The sequence below is a fragment of the Streptomyces flavochromogenes genome, assembly GCF_000717595.1.
Taxonomy (GTDB): domain Bacteria; phylum Actinomycetota; class Actinomycetes; order Streptomycetales; family Streptomycetaceae; genus Streptomyces; species Streptomyces flavochromogenes.
In genome coordinates, this window is the sequence record NZ_JNZO01000018.1 from 388,246 (window position 1) to 405,193 (window position 16,948).

Annotated in this window: 12 protein-coding genes and 1 pseudogene; 5 read left to right on the top strand and 8 right to left on the bottom strand. The window is 72.8% G+C overall.

Going from position 1 to position 16,948, the window contains the following annotated elements:
• Positions 1 to 125 precede the first annotated feature (125 nt).
• The 3 genes from IF00_RS0123555 to IF00_RS0123565 all read left to right on the top strand — a co-directional run bounded on the left by IF00_RS0123555 (position 126) and on the right by IF00_RS0123565 (position 4,351).
• Positions 126 to 974: a 3-hydroxyacyl-CoA dehydrogenase family protein gene (locus tag IF00_RS0123555; RefSeq protein ID WP_030321121.1), complete on the top strand. Its 849-nt coding sequence runs from the start codon at positions 126 to 128 to the stop codon at positions 972 to 974.
• Between the two features lie 126 nt (positions 975 to 1,100).
• On the top strand, positions 1,101 to 1,424 hold the full coding sequence (locus tag IF00_RS0123560; RefSeq protein ID WP_015036221.1) for an STAS domain-containing protein: 324 nt from the start codon (positions 1,101 to 1,103) through the stop codon (positions 1,422 to 1,424).
• A gap of 263 nt (positions 1,425 to 1,687) precedes the next feature.
• Complete coding sequence (locus IF00_RS0123565) at positions 1,688 to 4,351, top strand: ATP-binding protein (RefSeq protein ID WP_037638871.1); 2,664 nt, start codon at positions 1,688 to 1,690, stop codon at positions 4,349 to 4,351.
• Between the two features lie 97 nt (positions 4,352 to 4,448).
• Here IF00_RS0123565 and nucS read toward each other — a convergent pair whose 3' ends face one another.
• Positions 4,449 to 5,120: an endonuclease NucS gene (gene nucS, locus IF00_RS0123570; RefSeq protein WP_030321124.1), complete on the bottom strand. Its 672-nt coding sequence runs from the start codon at positions 5,118 to 5,120 to the stop codon at positions 4,449 to 4,451.
• 261 nt (positions 5,121 to 5,381) lie between these two features.
• Between nucS and IF00_RS0123575 the strand changes: the two genes are divergently transcribed.
• Positions 5,382 to 5,774 carry an SCO5389 family protein gene (locus tag IF00_RS0123575; protein ID WP_015036224.1) on the top strand — a complete coding sequence of 131 codons (393 nt, stop codon included), beginning with the start codon at positions 5,382 to 5,384 and terminating at the stop codon, positions 5,772 to 5,774.
• Positions 5,775 to 5,906: 132 nt separating this feature from the next.
• On the opposite strand, the gene IF00_RS0123580 is transcribed toward IF00_RS0123575, so the two are convergent.
• Positions 5,907 to 6,941 carry an LLM class flavin-dependent oxidoreductase gene (locus IF00_RS0123580; RefSeq protein WP_030321125.1) on the bottom strand — a complete coding sequence of 345 codons (1,035 nt, stop codon included), beginning with the start codon at positions 6,939 to 6,941 and terminating at the stop codon, positions 5,907 to 5,909.
• A 199-nt stretch (positions 6,942 to 7,140) separates the two neighbouring features.
• On the opposite strand from IF00_RS0123580, the gene IF00_RS0123585 reads away from it, so the two are divergent.
• Complete coding sequence (locus tag IF00_RS0123585; RefSeq protein ID WP_030321126.1) at positions 7,141 to 7,470, top strand: hypothetical protein; 330 nt, start codon at positions 7,141 to 7,143, stop codon at positions 7,468 to 7,470.
• Positions 7,471 to 7,519: 49 nt separating this feature from the next.
• On the opposite strand, the gene IF00_RS0123590 is transcribed toward IF00_RS0123585, so the two are convergent.
• From IF00_RS0123590 to scy, 6 genes and pseudogenes are all read right to left on the bottom strand, one after another.
• Positions 7,520 to 8,359 carry an ABC transporter permease gene (locus IF00_RS0123590; protein ID WP_030321127.1) on the bottom strand — a complete coding sequence of 280 codons (840 nt, stop codon included), beginning with the start codon at positions 8,357 to 8,359 and terminating at the stop codon, positions 7,520 to 7,522.
• Positions 8,356 to 9,510 carry an ATP-binding cassette domain-containing protein gene (locus IF00_RS0123595; RefSeq protein WP_030321128.1) on the bottom strand — a complete coding sequence of 385 codons (1,155 nt, stop codon included), beginning with the start codon at positions 9,508 to 9,510 and terminating at the stop codon, positions 8,356 to 8,358. The genes IF00_RS0123590 and IF00_RS0123595 overlap by 4 nt, the downstream gene beginning before the upstream one ends.
• Before the next feature lie 152 nt (positions 9,511 to 9,662).
• The gene (locus IF00_RS0123600; RefSeq protein WP_030321129.1) at positions 9,663 to 10,442 is read right to left on the bottom strand and encodes an ABC transporter permease; all 780 of its coding nucleotides are present in this window, start codon (positions 10,440 to 10,442) and stop codon (positions 9,663 to 9,665) included.
• 3 nt (positions 10,443 to 10,445) lie between these two features.
• On the bottom strand, positions 10,446 to 11,414 hold the full coding sequence (locus tag IF00_RS0123605; protein ID WP_030321130.1) for an ABC transporter ATP-binding protein: 969 nt from the start codon (positions 11,412 to 11,414) through the stop codon (positions 10,446 to 10,448).
• Positions 11,415 to 11,563: 149 nt separating this feature from the next.
• The gene (locus IF00_RS0123610) at positions 11,564 to 12,499 is read right to left on the bottom strand and encodes a coiled-coil domain-containing protein (RefSeq protein WP_030321132.1); all 936 of its coding nucleotides are present in this window, start codon (positions 12,497 to 12,499) and stop codon (positions 11,564 to 11,566) included.
• A 114-nt stretch (positions 12,500 to 12,613) separates the two neighbouring features.
• A pseudogene (gene scy / locus IF00_RS41530) lies at positions 12,614 to 16,749 on the bottom strand (polarized growth protein Scy).
• Between the last annotated feature and the right edge of the window lie 199 nt (positions 16,750 to 16,948).

The following is a 16,948-nucleotide window of genomic DNA, read 5'->3' on the forward strand; positions in this document are numbered from 1 at the left end:
TGGTGCGAGTGTGACGTCCGTCAAACAGGGCGTGACGCGCATTACTTCACGGTCACACGACGGCTCCCGACCGCTAATCTCCGCCGGAGAGCCAGAAGTGAACAGGCGTTAAGGGGTGGAACATCGTGGCCAGGAAGCTCGCCGTCATCGGGGCCGGACTCATGGGATCCGGCATCGCACAGGTCTCGGCACAGGCGGGCTGGGACGTCGTCCTGCGTGACGTCACCGACGCCGCCCTCACCCGGGGAACCGACGGCATCAAGGCGTCGTACGACCGGTTCGTCGCGAAGGGCAAGCTGGACGCCGCCGACGCCGAGGCCGCGCTCGGCCGCATCACCGCCACCACCGAGCTCGAGGCCGTCGCCGACGCCGACATCGTCGTCGAGGCCGTCTTCGAGAACCTCGACGTCAAGCACGAGATCTTCCGCTCGCTCGACAAGGTCGTCAAGGACGGCGCGGTCCTCGCCTCCAACACCTCCGCGATCCCGATCACCAAGATCGCCGCGGTGACCGGGCGCCCCGAGTCCGTCGTCGGCGTCCACTTCTTCTCGCCGGTCCCGATGATGCAGCTCGTCGAGCTCGTCCGCGGTTACAAGACCAGCGACGAGACCCTCGCCGCCGCCCGGGAGTTCGCCGAGTCCGTCGGCAAGACCTGCATCGTCGTCAACCGCGACGTCGCCGGTTTCGTCACCACCCGCCTCATCTCGGCCCTCGTCGTCGAGGCCGCCAAGCTCCACGAGTCGGGCGTCGCCACCGCCGAGGACATCGACATCGCCTGCAAGCTCGGCTTCGGCCACGCGATGGGCCCGCTCGCCACCGCCGACCTCACCGGCATCGACATCCTGGTGAACGCGGCCAACAACATCTACACCGAGTCCCAGGACGAGAAGTTCGCGGTGCCCGAAGCGATGCGCCGGATGGTGGACGCGGGTGACATCGGCCGCAAGAGCGGGCAGGGCTTCTACGAGTACTGAGCCGTACCCGCCACCCCGCCTCACCCCGTGGGGTGAATTTCGGTATCGGTTCGCTGACAAGGCGCAACGTATCTGCCGGTGCGGCAGTCAGTTGTTGCGAAGACGGAGCACTCTCGGGGAGCGCATATGCACATCAGGGGCGACCATGTCGAGCTGGTCGTCGGGGGCCGCCTCGACGTCCGGAGCGCGGCGGACGCCCGTACGGTCCTGCACTCGGCCGTCGACGACGGAGTCGGCGACCTGGTACTCGACCTGACCGGCCTCGACTCCTGGGACGCGACCGGACTCGGCGTCATCATGGGCGCCCACCGACGCGCGGGCCGCTGCGGCCGACGGCTCGTCCTGCGCGGGGTGCCGCCCCAGATGCAGCGGCTGCTCGTCGCCACGAAGCTGCATCGCATCCTCGCCATCGAGGGCGGCCTCGCGCTGGAGTCCCTGCCCCGGGTGTGACCACCCGGAGCGGGGACGACCCGGACCGGGCCGGCGGCCGCGAGCAGGGCCGATCCGGACCGGGACGATCCGCGGTGGCGCGCGTGTGTGAAGCAGCTGTGTGAACCAGGCGTCACGCTCAATCCTCACAAGACCGTGACGACTGGGTCTCCTGGGCACCCCACCTGTTCCCGAGCGCCTGACCACGGTCTAGGGTTCGGTCGCCTGCACATTGACGGACCCACCCGGCGGGCACCGGACACCGCTTCTTGGGGGCTTGGACCATGGACCCGATCAACCGGGGGCCGGAGGAGTACGGACACGACGGCGAGGGCGACGACGCCCGCCAGGGACGCGGCACCCCCGCCCCGGCCCCCGCACCCGCGCGTGCCCGCGTCGTCCGGCTCGTCTCCGGCGACCTGCTCGTCACCGTCAACCCGGTCGACGGCAGCGAGATCGAACCCTGCCCGCCCGGCCACGAACCCGCGGCCCCCCGCCCCCTCACCGCCGAGGAGCGCGCCGAGGCCGCCCGCGCCGCCGCCCCGCCCGTACCACCGGGCCCGGCCGCTCCCACCCTGCCCCTCCTCGAACGCCAGGAGGAGCGCGAGCGCCTCGTCGGCATCCTCGGCCGCGGCCGCTCCGCCCGCCTGAGCGGCCCCGCAGGATCCGGCCGCACCGCCCTCCTCGACGCCGTCGCCGCCGACTGCGCCGACCTCGCGCCCGACGGAGTCGTCCGGCTCTCCGGCCACCACCGCACCCCGGCCGAACTCCTCCACGAGCTGTTCGCCGCCGTCCGGTACGCCCCGGACCACCGGCCCGGCCGAACCGTGCTCCACGACCGGCTCCGCGAGATCGGCGCCGTCGTGGTCGTCGACGACCTGGAGTTCGGCGGCGCCGCCCTCGACGAGTTCCTCGCCGCCGCCCCCGAATGCGCCTTCCTGCTCGCGGCGGGACCCGACACCCCCGCCCCCTCGGCCGACGCTCACGTCGAGGACATCCACCTCGCCGGCCTCGGCCGCGGCGCCGCGCTCAAGCTCCTGGAGAGCGCCGTCGGCCGCACCCTCACCGACGACGAGGCCAACTGGGCCGGCGACCTGTGGTTCGAGTCCGAGGGCCTGCCGCTCCGCTTCGTCCAGGCCGGCGCCCTGCTCCGCCAGCGCGACCGGCTCCGCGTCACCCCCGCCGAGTTCGACGCCTTCGGCGCCCTTGAGGAGGCCTTCGGACCGACCGACCCCGAAGCGGCCGCGGCCGTCGCCGCGGCGGCCTTCGACGGAGTCGACGACCCCGACGTCGAACTGCGCGAGATACCCCTGCCCAGCCTCGGCGAGGGAGCCGCCCCCGCCGCCCTGCTCGCCTCCCGCCTCAGCCGCTCCGCCCAGAGCGCGCTGCGCTTCGCCGTCGCCCTCGGCGGCGAGGTACCGCACCAGGCCCATCTGCCGGCCCTCGTCGGCGACACCCACGCCGACGCCGCCCTCGGCGAACTGCGGGCCTGCGGCCTGCTCTCCCCGGTCGGCCCCCGCTACCGGCTGGCCGCCGGCGTCCTCACCCAGCTCCTCGCCCAGGGGTACGAGCCCGACCAGGCGGCCGCCGACCGCGCCCACACCATCGCCCAGCACTACGCCTGGTGGGCCGCCCACCCCTCCGTCACCCCCGAGCGGGCCGTCGCCGAGTCCGACGCCGTCCTCGCCGCCCTGTCCGTCCTCGTCGCCGGCACCGGAGGCGAGCCCGACACGGAGGCCGAGCACCGCGCCACCGCCGTCCTGCTCGCCCGCGCCGCCGCCCCCGCCTTCGCCGCCGGACTGCACTGGGGCGCCTGGGAGCGGACCCTGCGCGCCGGACAGGAGGCCGCCCGGCTCACCGGCGAGGTCGCCGAAGAGGCCTACTTCCACCACGAGCTCGGTGTCCTCGCCCTGTGCGCCGGAAACCTGGAGCGGGCCCGCGCCGAGCTGGAGGCCTCCATCGGCATGCGCGGCGTGCTCGCCGACAAGCGCGGCACCGTCGCGGGACGCCGGGCGCTCGCCCTGGTCGCCGACCTCTCCGGGGAGCACGCCGCCCCGGCCGAGACCCGCGCCGAGGAGCCCGTCTCGCCGCCCCGCGGCATTCCCTCCCTGCGTGGCCCCGCACGCAGACCGGCCCCCCAGCCCCTCCCCACGCCCCCGGGCGGAACCGCGGGAGTCCTGGGCCGGACCGCGCCGTCCGGCGTCGCCGGCCGGGGGACGGCGCAGTCCTCGATGCCGGCGTTCCCCGACTTCGCCGACGAGGGCCCGACGCTCATCACCCGCCCCGACACCGCCAAGGGCGCCGGCCGCCCGGGCCTCGGGGGCGGCATCATCAACGGCGCGCGCCGCAACCTCGCCGCCGTCGGCGCGGGCGCTCTGCTCGTCGCCGTCCTGGGCACCGTCGTGACCCTCGGCGCCACCTCCGGCAACGGCGAGGACCCGGCCACCAATCGCGTCACCTCCGACAGCACGGCCACCGACGACACCACCGACGACGGCATCGACGGCGAGGAGGAGCCGGCCGAGGGCGACGAGCCCGGCGAGACCGGCGAGGCCACCCGCTCCGGCTCCCCGAGCCCCTCCGTCTCCGGGAGCGCCTCCCCGTCGGGCTCGACGGACCCGTCGGGCTCGGGCACCCCGGGCGGCTCCGGCGCGCCGTCGTCCTCGGGCAGCCCGTCGACGACCACTCCGCCCACCGCGACGACCCCGCCGACGAGACCGACCACGCGGCCGCCGCGGCCCACGACGACGCCCCCGAAGCCGCCGACGACGACGTCGAAGCCGCCGACGACGACCCCGCCGCCGGTGACGACGACCCCGCCGGAGCCGACCACGGACCCGCCGACCACCTCCCCGTCGACCGGCGGGGCGGACAGCCCGAGCATCTCCGCGTCCTCGTCCCTCGGCGGCTCGCCCGCCCCCGGCGACGTCACGGGCTCCCCCGCCTGACGGGCGGGACCGAGCCGGAGCGCACGTACGGAGACGGGGGACGGCCCCGGGCGCGTTCACCGCACCCGGGGCCGTCCCGTACCGCCACCGCCGTCCGTCAGAACAGCCGCAGCTTGTCGTCCTCGATGCCCCGCATCGCGTTGTAGTCCAGGACGACGCAGCCGATCCCGCGGTCCGTCGCGAGGACCCGGGCCTGCGGCTTGATCTCCTGCGCCGCGAAGACGCCCCGTACCGGGGCGAGGTGCGGATCGCGGTTGAGCAGTTCGAGGTAGCGGGTCAGCTGCTCGACGCCGTCGATCTCGCCGCGCCGCTTGATCTCGACCGCGACCGTCGCGCCGTCCGCGTCCCGGCAGAGGATGTCCACCGGGCCGATCGCGGTCGGGTACTCGCGGCGGATCAGGGTGTAGCCCTCGCCCAGGGTCTCGATGCGGTCGGCGAGCAGCTCCTGGAGGTGCGCCTCGACACCGTCCTTGATGAGACCCGGGTCCACACCCAGTTCGTGCGAGGAGTCGTGGAGGATCTCCTCCATCGTGATGATCAGTTTCTCGCCCGCTTTGTTGATCACGGTCCAGACGCCCGCCTCACCGTCTGCGCCCTCCTTGAGGGTGCAGGGCGGGGACATCCAGTTGAGCGGTTTGTACGCCCGGTCGTCCGCGTGGATGGAGACACTGCCGTCTGCCTTGATGAGGATCAGACGGGGCGCGGAGGGCAGGTGGGCCGTGAGCCGGCCCGCGTAGTCCACGGAGCAACGGGCGATGACGAGACGCATGGTCGCCAACGCTACAAGACGGGCGCTCTTCCGCGCGATTCGGGCATCACCCGGACCCGCTCCGGGCCCCCTCCAAGCATGATCCTGAGCCGAACACCCGTCGGTTATCAGCCGGTTGTGTTCGCCATCTCCTGGTGCGTGCAGGACTGCGCGCTTACCGTGGAAGCTGGAGGTCGTCGTCCGTGCACGCTGCGTGGCGGGCGGCCCGGCCTTCGCCCCTGCCCGCAAGACCCCGTCCGCGGGGTCGCGAGAGGAGAACCCATGTCGCTCGACGTCTCACCGGCACTGTTGGAACAGGCCGAGCGAGGCGAGGTCGACGAAGCCGACTTCGTCGACTGCGTCCGGACCTCCCTGCCCTATGCATGGGAGATGATCAGTTCTCTGGTGGCTCAGCTGAAGGTCGACGGCGGAGAGTTCGCCGACAACCAGACGCCGCCGCCGAATGAGCAGGCACGTGGTCAGCTGCTGCGCGCGCTCGCGAGCGATGCCATTCGTGGTGCGCTGCAGCGGCATTTCGGGGTGCGTCTCGCCTTCCAGAACTGCCACCGGGTGGCGGTCTTCCCGCTGGACCCGTCGGTGGACGAGCGGCTCGCCCGCTTCACGTCCGTACGGGGGCAGCTGCTGAACCAGTCGCCGGAACTGCGCGACTGCTGAGACATGGTGCTGTCGCTCCGCATCGCGGGAGACGCGATCGATGCGTGTCGACGCGCATCGCCGCGCGGAGATGCCGGAGCGGCAGCACAGCCCCGCCCTGAGCCCGTACGGTTCGCACTTCGGTCCGTACGGTCAGACGAGCAGCGGCAGGACTTCCGCGCCGAGCCGCCGCACGTTCTCCTCGGTCGCCGCGAGGTCGCCCGTGCCCTCGGCGAGCAGGGCGAAGCGGGTGATGCCCGTGCGCTCCGCCGTCGCCGCCAGCCGGTCCGCCGCGCGCCGGGGCGTGCCCACCGGGTGCAGCCCGCACAGCAGCTCCGTGTACGCCACGGGGTCCCGCATCGCCCGGTGCCGGCCGTCGACCGTCACATGCGCGTCGAGACCCTGCTTCAGCCAGCCCGGCATCGCCTTCACCAGCGCCTCGGCCGCGTCCGCGCCCCGGTCCGCGAGCTGGGCCACGCCCGCAGAGACGTGGTGGGACCCGATCCGCGCGATCTCGTCCGGGTCGCGTCCGGCCTCCCGCGCGCCGTGCGCCCAGGCCGTGACCATCTCGGCCTTCTCCTCGTCACCGCAGTGCATCCCGAGCAGCATCGGCAGTCCGCGCTCGGCGGCCAGCCGCACACTCTTCGGCGACGTGCAGGCCACCACGACCTCCGGGGCCGGGTCCCCGCCGATCAGCTCGTCGGGGCGGGGCACCACCGGCACCTCGCGGAAGGCGAACCGTTCTCCCTCGGCGCCCACACGGGGCTCGGAGAGCCAGCGCAGCAACAGGTCGAGCGATTCGGGGAAGCCCTTCTCGTACGCGCCGAGGCCCGCGCCGAAGACCTCCAGGTCGACCCAGGGGCCGCCCCGGCCCACCCCGAGGGTGAACCTGCCGCCCGACGTGAGGTGCAGCAGCGCCGCCTGCTCGCCCAGGGCGACCGGGTGCACGTTCGGCAGTACGCTCACCGCCGTGCCCACCCGCAGCCGGCGGGTGCGGCCCAGGAGCAGTGCGGCCAGTGTCACGGCCGAGGGGCAGACCCCGTACGGCACGAAGTGGTGCTCGGCAAGCCAGACCGCGTCGAGGCCCGCCTCCTCGGCGACCTCGGCGGTCCGCACCGCCCGGTGCAGGGCCTCACCCTGTCCCTGGCCCGGGAACTGGGCTGCCAGAACGAACGTACCCACGCGCATCGCCTTGTGCCTCCTTTGCGGCCGACGCGTAACTCCCCTCGCACTGGCACCAACGTCTGACACGTGCCAAAGGCAACGGCCGTTCATGAAGTTCTTGCGATTTTCGGCTAAGCCGTCGCGGACAGGGCCCGGGGCACCGCATCGCGGCCCGTAGGCTTGAGGGAACGGTCCGTGTTCCCAGACCCCGTGAGGTGTGCCCGTGTCCCCGCGCCACAACCGTTCCCGAGGCGGCGAGAAGCCCGAGCAGCAGCAGGGCGACCACGGCGACCGGTACGGCGGCGTGCAGCGTACCGAGACCTGGCAGGGCGAGGAGTGGTTCGTCCGCCTCGTCGCCGGCGCGAGCGCGCCCGGCAAGCGCTACCGCTGCCCCGGCTGCGACCAGGAGATCCCCGGCGGCGCCCCGCACGTGGTCGCCTGGCCGGAGTACGGGGGAGTGGACGACCGACGGCACTGGCACAAGGCCTGCTGGAGCGCGAAGGACCGCCGCACCAGCAGGGTGCAGCGGTCCCGGAACGCGCCGAAGTACTGAGCCGAAGTGCCGAGCCGAGGCACTTCGGAGAAGCAAGGGGCAGGGGCGCTCAGACGTCCCGGCTGTTCAGCAGCGAGAACGCGCCCGCGAGTGCGACCCCGGCGACCCCGGTCATGATCAGCAGTGGCTCCCAGCCCGACGGGCCGTCGTCCCCGAACGGCGGCCGCGCGGCGTACAGCGCGATCATCTGCGAGGGGATCGCGTAGGTGAAGAGCCACTCCTGTACCGACTTCAAGGCCTCGGAGAACATGAACATGGCCGCCACCAGCGGCAGCAGCAGCACACCGATCATCACCGTGATCGCACCGGCCGAGTGCCGGATCAGCGTGCCGAGCGCCAGCGACAGCAGCCCCAGCATGGCCAGGTAGCCGCCCGCGCCGACCGTCGCCCGCAGCCACTCGCCCGTCGTCGGCGTGTCCGCCGCATCCACCAGGGCGACCTGCACCGCACCCACGAGCGCGGCCACCACGGTGGTCACCGTGAAGACGAGCAGGAAGAACACGATCGCCTTCGCCGTCAGCACCCGGGCCCGGCTCGGGCAGGCCGTCAGGGTCGTACGGATCATGCCGGTGCCGTACTCGGAGGCGATCGTCAGCACGCCGAGCGTGATCACACAGATCGAGGCCGGAAGCATGCCGAAGAAGCCGAAGCCGAGTGCCGACTCGTCGCCCATCCCCTGCTCGCCGGCGTTGGCGGCGATCGCCGCCACCCCCAGGCCGATGGCCACCATCAGCAGGACCATCACCCCGAGCGTCCACAGCGTCGAACGCACCGAGCGGATCTTCGTCCACTCGGAGGCGAGCGCGTCACCGAGGTGTGCCCTGCGGACCGGGATGGGGGAGACGTAGGAGTGCGGCGCCGGAGCGTGGTGCTGGGCGGGGGCGGTCATCGGGCGTCCTTGGTGGTGTCGCTCGGCTGGGGGGCGGCCGGCTGCTGAGCGGCCGGAGGGGCGTACGGACCCGGCACGGGCTGCTGGCCGGGAGCCCCCGCGTACGGGTTCTGCCCGGGCGGCGGCGGGGCGTACCAGCCCTGCTGCGGCACGTCCTGCACCACCGGCTGCGGCGGCATGCCGTACCCCGGGTGGCCGGGCTGCTGCGGCGGCTGGAGGTGCGCGAGCCGGTCGTCGGTGGAGCGGTAGTCCACGGCGCCCTGTGTCAGGCGCATGTACGCCTCCTCCAGCGAGGCCTGGTGCGGGGACAGCTCCCAGACGCGTACGTCCGCGTCGTGCGCCAGGTCGCTGATCCGCGGCAGCGGCAGGCCCGTCACCCGCAGCGCGCCGTCCGGCTCCGACATCACCTGGCCGCCGGCCTCCATGAGGGCCGCCGTCAGCTTCTCCCGCTGCCCCGGCTCCGTGTGCGGCGTCCGCACCCGGGCGAAGTCGGCGGAGTTCGCCGAGATGAAGTCCGTGACGCTCATGTCCGCGAGCAGCTGCCCGCGGCCGATCACGATCAGATGGTCGGCGGTGAGGGCCATCTCGCTCATGAGGTGGCTGGAGACGAAGACCGTCCGCCCCTCGGCGGCCAGCTTCTTCATCAGGTTGCGGACCCAGAGGATGCCCTCCGGGTCCAGGCCGTTGACCGGCTCGTCGAAGAGCAGCACCTGCGGGTCGCCCAGGAGCGCCGCCGCGATGCCGAGCCGCTGGCCCATGCCGAGCGAGAAGCCCTTGGAACGCCGCTTGGCCACGTCCTGGAGGCCGACGACTCCGAGGACCTCGTCGACGCGCTGCGCCGGGATGCCGGCGAGCTGCGCGAGCGACAGCAGATGGCTGCGCGCGCTCCGCCCGCCGTGCACGGCCTTCGCGTCGAGGAGCGCGCCGACCTGACGGGGCGCGTTCGGCAGCTGCCGGAAGGGGTGGCCGCCGATCGTGACATGTCCCGCGGACGGCCGGTCGAGGCCGAGGATCATGCGCATCGTGGTCGACTTGCCGGACCCGTTGGGCCCCAGGAACCCGGTGACGACACCGGGCCTCACCTGGAAGGAAAGGTTGTACACGGCCGTCTTGGCGCCGTAGCGCTTCGTCAGGCCGACTGCCTCGATCATTCTCCAGCCCCATCGACAGGTCGGTCGCACCATGGTCGGGGCGTGGCGGCCGTCGGCCGGAGCCCCCCGTATGAGCTAGGAGCTTATCCAGCCGTTGACGGTTCCGGCGAAGTGGAGACGGCCTCCGGGCGGTCTCCGGATCCGGCGGCCTCTCAGGCGTCCCGCTTCTTCATCACCAGATAGCCGCCGGCCAGCGCGGCCACCACCCAGAGCACCATGATCCCCAGACCGGCCCACGGGCCGTACGGAGCCTCCTCCGTGTTCATGGCGTCCGGGACGACCTGCATGATCTTCGAGCCGGCCTGGTCGGGGAAGTAGCGGGCCACCTCCTTGACCTTCGGCACGGCCGCCAGGATCTGCGACACCAGGAAGAAGAACGGCATCAGGATGCCGAGCGAGAGCATCGACGAGCGCAGCATCGCCGCGACGCCCATGGAGAACAGCGCGATCAGGCCCATGTAGAGCCCGCCGCCGATCACCGCCCGCAGCACGTTGTCGTCACCGATCGAGGCCCGGTGCTCACCGAGCAGCGCCTGCCCCAGGAAGAAGGAGAGGAAGCTCGTCGCGAGCCCCACGGCGAACGCGAGCCCGCCCGCCACCGTGACCTTCGAGAAGAGGAAGGTCGCGCGCTGCGGCACGGCCGCCAGGGAGGTGCGGATCATGCCCGAGGAGTACTCGGTCCCCACCACCAGGACGCCGAAGACCACCATCGCCAGCTGCCCCAGGGTCATCCCGAAGAAGCTGACCAGCGTCGGGTCGAAGGTGGCCCGCTCGACCTCACTGAGGTCGTCGAAGGTGGAGTTGAACACGGCGGACAGCGCCGCGCCGATCGCCACCGTGACGATCAGGGCGCTCGCCAGCGTCCAGACGGTCGACGACACCGTCCGGATCTTGGTCCACTCGGACTGCAGGACCGCGGATACCGCTGCCATCGTTCAGGCTCCCTGGGAGGTCGTGCCCCACTGGGGGCCGGGCGCCGGGGCGCCACCGTGTACATCGGTGCCGTGCGCGTGGTACTCCACCGCACTTGCCGTCATCTGCATGAAGGCCTCTTCGAGCGAGGCGCGCTGGGAGCTCAGCTCGTGCAGCACGAGCCCGTTCTCGGCGGCGAGTTCACCCAGCTTCTCGGTCGTCGCCCCGTCCACCTCGAGGGTGCCGTTGCCCGCCTCGACCGCGATGAACCCGTGCGCGTGCAACAGGTCCCGGAGGCGCTCCTGTTGCGGAGAGCGCAGCCGTACATAACTCCGGGAATTCTCCTGGATGAAATCCGCCATCGACGTGTCGGCCAGCAGCTTTCCCTGTCCGATCACGATCAGATGATCGGCTGTCAGGGCCATTTCACTCATCAGATGGCTGGAAACGAAGATCGTCCGGCCCTCGGCCGCCAACGCCTTCATCAGATTGCGGATCCAGTGAATTCCCTCGGGGTCCAGACCATTGACGGGTTCGTCGAACATCAGGATCTCGGGATCGCCGAGCAGCGCCGACGCGATGCCGAGCCGCTGCCCCATACCGAGGGAGAAACCTTTCGACTTCTTCCGCGCGACCGGCGTCAGACCCACCAGGTCCAGCACCTCGCTCACCCGGCGTTCGGGGATGCGGTTCGACTGCGCGAGGCACAGCAGGTTGTTGTACGCGGAGCGGCCGCCGTTCATGGCCTTGGCGTCGAGCAGCGCGCCGATGTACTTCAGCGGCTCCTGGAGCTCCCGGTAGTGCTTGCCGTCGATCCGGACCGTCCCGCTCGTCGGGTTGTCCAGGTCCAGCATCATCCGCATCGTCGTGGACTTGCCCGCCCCATTGGGCCCGAGGAAGCCCGTGATCACCCCAGGACGCACCTGGAAGGAGAGATGGTCGACCGCGGTCTTCGCCCCGTATCGCTTGGTCAGGCCCTCAAGCTCGATCATGCGTCCCAACCTACGGGTGCGCAAAACCCCCCGCCACCGGAATGACAGGGGGTTCTGGGGAACGCTACGAACTCGTTACCGGCAGTGCGTCAGGTCGACGGTCCCGACCCGGACGGCCGTACGGGGGGCGGCCGTACAGGGGACGGGCGTCAGCGGGACTGCTGGGCCGGGACGCCGGCCGGGCGCTCGTCGTCGATCGGGGAGCCGGCCGCCGCCACCGCGGCACCGGTCAGCGTCGCCAGCATCTCGCGGACGTTGGTCAGCTGCGCGTTGATCGAGTCCCGGCGGTTCGTCAGCGCCGCGAGCTCGCGCTCCGATTCGCTGCGGATCCGGTCGGCCTTGGCGTTCGCGTCGGCCACGATGTCCTCGGCCTGGCGCTGCGCGGTCTCCACCGTCTGACGGGCCCGGCGCTCCGCGTCCGTACGCAGCTTCTCGGCCTCCAGGCGGAGCTGCTCGGCGCGGTGCTCGATCTCGGCGAGGCGCTTCTCGGCCTTGGCCTGACGCGAGGCCAGGTCGCGCTCCGACTGCTCGCGACGCTTGGCCAGGTTGGTCTCGAAGTCCGCGGCGGCCTGGGCGGCCTTGGCGCGGGTCTCCTCGAAGAGGGCGTCCGCCTCCTCGCGCTTCGACTGCGCGTCCTTCTGCGCCTCGGCGCGCAGCGTGTTGGCCTCGCCCTGCGCCTTCTCGACGATGCGGACGCCCTCGTCCTCGGCCTTCGACTTGCGCTCGGCCGCGAAGGACTCCGCGTCGTTGCGCACCTGCTGGGCGGCCGACTCGGCCAGCTCGCGGTGCTGCTCGGCGGCGCGACGGGCCTCCTCACGCAGGTCCTTCGCCTCCTCCTCGGCGAGCCGGAGGATCTTCTCGACTCGGGCGCCGAGCCCCGCGTACGACGGCTCGGCGTCGGTGACCTGCGCCTGGGCGTTCTGCGTCTCGAGGTGGAGCTCCTCGATGCGCTTCTCCAGGGAGGTGATGCGGGACAGCGCACTGTCGCGGTCGGACACGAGCTTGGTAATGCGGTCGTCCACCTGACCGCGGTCGTAACCGCGCCGCACGAGCTCGAAGCCGAAGGGGGAGGATGTGTCGCTCATGGGTTTCCTGTCGAATGAGACCGGTGAGGTGTTAGAGGGAATCCTAGGGGCCGAAGCGGCGTGTCATCGAGCGTATGCCCGTTTGATCTGGAGAATGTCCAGCCTTTTGAGTGGCTAGCCGTCCTGGGACTTGCCACTCGAACGAGTGGACCCCGCTGATGCGCCCGCCTTGACACCATCCTTCGTACCGGCGGACGGAGTCTCGAAAGACTCCAACGCCTCCAGCACGTCCTGGACACGGGAGATCTCGGCATTGATGTCCTTGCGGCGCCGCACGAGCACTTCCAGTTCGCGCTGACCTTCCTCGATCGTCTTCTCCGCCTCGGTCCGGGCCTCCGCCAGCGTCCGCTCGGCCTCGGCCTTGATGCCCTCGGCCTCCGCGACGAGCGAGGCCTTCTTCTGCTCGGCCTCCTTCAGGAGCGCCTCGGCCTTGCGGACCGCCGCGATCCGGACCTTGCTCGCCTCCGAACTCGCCTCGGAGACCAGCTCCTTGGCCTTCGCGTCGGCCTCGGCCCGCTGTTCCGTCGCGGCCTTCATCAGGTTGTCGACCCGCTCGCCCGCCGTCTTCATCTGCTCGGCGCTCTCGCGGCGCGCCCGCTCGTGCAGTTCCTCGATCTCGCCCTCGACGCGGCCCCGCAGCTCCTCGGCCCGCTCCCTTATGGCCGTCGCGTCGCCGCGTGCCCCGACCAGGAGTTCGTCCGCGTCCGTACGGGCCTTCTCCACCAGCGAGTTGCCCTCGACGGTCGCCTCGGCGACGATCCGCTCGGCCTCCTTGCGGGCCGCGCCGACCATCATGTCCGCCTGCGACTCGGCCTCGGTGGTGGCGCGCAGCGCCTCCTCCTGCGCCTTGCCGATGAGCTGGTCCGCCTGCTCGGCCGCGTCCGAACGCTTCCGGGCGCCGGCCTCCCGCGCCTCGTCGAGCGTCCGGTCCGCCTCCTCGCGGGCCTCCGCGCGCATCTGCTCGGCCGCCGCCTCGGCGTCGGCCTTGAGCCGCTCCGACTCGGCACGGATCCGCTCGGCGTCCTGCCGGGCGGAGCTCACGGTCGCCTCTGCCGCGGCGCGCGCCTCCTCCGTGACGGAATCGACGAGTTCGCCGGCCTCACGGGTGAGCCGTTCGGCCTCGGCGGTCGCCTCGCGGGTGAGCCGTTCGGCTTCGCTCGTGGCCTCCGCGAGCAGGGCGTCGGCCTGTTCGGCGGCGTCGCTGCGGCGCTTGTCGGCGGCCTTGCGGGCCGGCCTCGGTGCGGAGGCGTCGGGCGTCCTGCTCGGTGGTCTCCATGAGCTCGACCGCCTCGGCGGTGAGCCGTTCGGCCTCGGCGGCGACCGCGGCCGCCCGCAGCGCCTCCGCGTGCGCCTCCCCGTCGGCCTTGACCTGTTCGGCCTCGGTGCGGAGGCGTCGGGCGTCCTGCTCGGTGGTCTCCATGAGCTCGACCGCCTCGGCGGTGAGCCGTTCGGCCTCGGCGGCCGATCCGGTCCGCCTCGGTACGGGCCTCGCCGACGACCGACTCGGCGCGCTCGGCGGCCTCCGAACGGATCCGGTTCGCGTCGTCGCGGGCGTCGGCCCGGGTGCGGGCCGCGTCCTGCTCGGACGCGGCGAGCGAATCCGTCACCTCGGTCCGTACCCGCTGCGCGTACTCGGCGGTGTCCGCGCGCAGCTTCTCCGACTCGGCGATCGCGTCGGCGACCGTCCGCTCGGCCAGGGCCTTGGCGGCGTCCGTCTCCTCCTGCGCGCGCGTCCGCGTGCGGGCGGCGTCCTCGGACGCCCGCTCCCGCTCCTCGTACGCGTCGGCGCGGACCCGGTCCGCCTCCTCCTGCGCCTCGGAACGCGTCCGCTCGGCCGCGTGCTCGGCGGCGCTGCGCAGCCCGGCGACCTCCTCCTCGGCCTGCTCGCGCAGACCCGCCACCGAGTCCCGTACCTCCTGGGCGGCTCGCGTGGCCGCGGTGACCATCTCGGTCGCCCGCGCGTCCGCCTCCTCGACCAGGCGCTGCGCCTCGACCTGCGCGTCCTCGACGCGCTTGCGGGCCGCGGCGAGAAGCTCCTCGGACCGCTCGCGGGCGTGCTCGCGCTCCCGGCCGGCCTCGGAACGGGCCGACTCGAGCGTCTCCTCGGCCTCCCGGCGACGCCGGACGGCCTCCTCCTGCGCGGCGGCCAGCGCCTCGGCGGCCTCGGTGGCCACCCGCTCGGCAGCGGCGGCGGCCTCGGCCCGTACCCGGTCGGCGGTCTCCTGGGCCTCCGACCGCAGCCGCTCGGCCTCCTCGGTCGCCTCCTTGCGGAGCCGTCCGGCGGCGCTCTCCGCCTCGGTACGCGTGGCGGACGCGTCCGACGCGGCCTCGGCGCGCAGCCGCTCGGCCTCCTGCTCGGCCTGCTCCTGGAGCGTACGGACGCGCTCCGCGGCCTCGGTCCGCAGCCGCTCCGTCTCCTCGGCGGCCTCGCGCCGGATCAGCTCGCCCTCGGCGCGCGCGTCGGTGAGCTCCTGCCCGGCCGCCGCGACCTTCGCCTCGGCTTCGGTGTGCAGCCGGGTCAGCTCCTCGGCGGCCTCGGCGCGGCGGGCCTCGGCGGCCCGCTCGGCGTCGGCGCGCAGCCCGGCCGCGGCCTTCTCGGCCGCCGCCTTGACCGCCTCGGCCTGCTCCTCGGCCTCGGCGCGCAGCCGCTCGGCCTCGGCGCGGGTCCGCTCCAGGGTCTCCTCGGCCTGCGTCCGGAGCGTCTGGGCGCGCTCCATGGCCTCCGACTTGGCCCGCTCGCTCTCGGCGCCGGCCTTCGTCCGCATCTCGTCGGCGTCGGTACGGGCCTTGGTGAGGAGCTCCTCGGCGCTGCTGGCCGCCTCCTCGATCTGCTGGACGGCCTCGCGGCGGGCCTCGCCGCGGATCCGCTCGCCCTCCGCGATGGCCTCGGCGCGCAGCTGCTCGGCCTCGCCGCGCAGCCGGCGGGCCTCCTCCTGCAGCTCGACCGTCTTGGCGCGGTACTCCTTGGTGTCGTCCTTCGCCGAACCGAGCAGCTCGTCCGCCTGCTCCTCGGCCTGGGAGCGCAGGCGGTCGATCTCCGCCTCGGTCTCGCGGCGGATCCGCTCGGCCTCCTCGGAGGCCTTCCGGGTGGTCTCGCGGGCGTCGTCGGACGCCTTGGTGAGGATCTCCTCGGCGTTGCGCGCGGCCTTGGCGAGCGCGGCGGCGGAGTCCTCGGCGGCGACCGTACGGGCCTTCTCCGAGGCCTCGGCGACGAGCTTCTCCGCCTCGGCGGTCGCCTCGCGCAGCTTCTCCGCGGCCTCGGCCTTGAGCGCCTCGGCGTCCTTGGTGGCCTCGCCGACCAGCCGGGCGATCTCCGTCTTCGCGGTGCGGGTGCGCTGCTCGTTGACCGACTCGGCGGTGGCGAGCTGCTTGGCGGCGGTTTCCTTGGCCTCGGTGAGGGCCTTCTCGGCCTCCGCGCGCGCGACGCGCAGCGTCTCCTCGGCCTCCTGCATGCGCTGCTCGGCGGCGCGGGAGAGCTCGGTGGCCTGACGGCGGGCCTGGTCGGTCTCGGCGGTGGTGGTCGAGCGGAGCTGCTCGGCGTGGCTGGTGGCCTCCTGCGCCTGGCTGGAGGCGGCGCCGAGGAGCCGCTCGGCGTCCTTGCGGGCGCGCAGCAGAATCGCTTCGGCCTCGGCACGGGCGGCCTCGGCCTCGGAGCCGACGCGCCGGCTGGTCTCCTCGGCGAGCCGGGTGGCCTCGGCGCGGGCGGTGGCGAGCGCCTGCTCGGCCTCCGCGCGGGACTCCTCCATCAGGCGGCGGGCCTGGGACTCCGTACGGGCGCGGAGCTGCTCGGCCCAGGCGACGTTCTCGTTGACGTGCGCCTCGACGGTCTGCCGGCGCTCGCTGAGTTCCTGGTCCAGCTGCTGACGGCGCTGGACTGCCTCGTTGTGCAGTTCGGCCTGGAGCCGGGACTGGTGCTCGGCGTGCTCCTGGAGGATGCGCTGCGTCTGGGCACGTGCGTCGCGGAGCTCGCGCTCGGCGTCCTGGCGGAGCTGCTCGGCCTGCGCCTGCGCGTTCCGGAGCAGCTGCTCGGCCTGGTAGCCGATGTCCGCGCTGTCGTAGGCGGGCCGGGACGCGATGGTGCGCCGCGCCTCGTGGAGCTTGGCGCGCAAGACCTCGACCTGGTATCCGAGGTCCTCGGCGTGCTGAACGGCCTTCTCGCGCTCGGTCTTCAGCCGGTCCATCTCGGCTTCGAACCTGGCGAGATGGTCGTCTTCAGCTCGGTGGCTCTCCTGGCGTTCGTAGCCCCGCACTGCGCGGTCCATCCTTCCCCGAGCTCTTCGAGCAGGGGAGACCCCAACCCTGGTCGCAACTCCAGCGAGCACGTCCTCTCGACCGAGGACGGACCCCCGGGGAATCGTGGCAGATCGGACGACCCCGACATCCCGACTACGGTGCCGCACGGAGCGGCCCCGACCGGCCCCGGCCCGGAGTCGCCCACTCTACCGGGCC

What these genes read in the sequence shown, in the direction of transcription:
- IF00_RS0123560 (WP_015036221.1), top strand. Translation starts at nt 1,101, where the DNA reads ATGCACATCAGGGGCGACCATGTCGAGCTGGTCGTCGGGGGCCGCCTC.
- IF00_RS0123565 (WP_037638871.1), top strand. Translation starts at nt 1,688, where the DNA reads ATGGACCCGATCAACCGGGGGCCGGAGGAGTACGGACACGACGGCGAG.
- nucS (WP_030321124.1), bottom strand. Translation starts at nt 5,120, where the DNA reads ATGCGTCTCGTCATCGCCCGTTGCTCCGTGGACTACGCGGGCCGGCTC.
- IF00_RS0123575 (WP_015036224.1), top strand. Translation starts at nt 5,382, where the DNA reads ATGTCGCTCGACGTCTCACCGGCACTGTTGGAACAGGCCGAGCGAGGC.
- IF00_RS0123580 (WP_030321125.1), bottom strand. Translation starts at nt 6,941, where the DNA reads ATGCGCGTGGGTACGTTCGTTCTGGCAGCCCAGTTCCCGGGCCAGGGA.
- IF00_RS0123590 (WP_030321127.1), bottom strand. Translation starts at nt 8,359, where the DNA reads ATGACCGCCCCCGCCCAGCACCACGCTCCGGCGCCGCACTCCTACGTC.
- IF00_RS0123595 (WP_030321128.1), bottom strand. Translation starts at nt 9,510, where the DNA reads ATGATCGAGGCAGTCGGCCTGACGAAGCGCTACGGCGCCAAGACGGCC.
- IF00_RS0123600 (WP_030321129.1), bottom strand. Translation starts at nt 10,442, where the DNA reads ATGGCAGCGGTATCCGCGGTCCTGCAGTCCGAGTGGACCAAGATCCGG.
- IF00_RS0123605 (WP_030321130.1), bottom strand. Translation starts at nt 11,414, where the DNA reads ATGATCGAGCTTGAGGGCCTGACCAAGCGATACGGGGCGAAGACCGCG.
- IF00_RS0123610 (WP_030321132.1), bottom strand. Translation starts at nt 12,499, where the DNA reads ATGAGCGACACATCCTCCCCCTTCGGCTTCGAGCTCGTGCGGCGCGGT.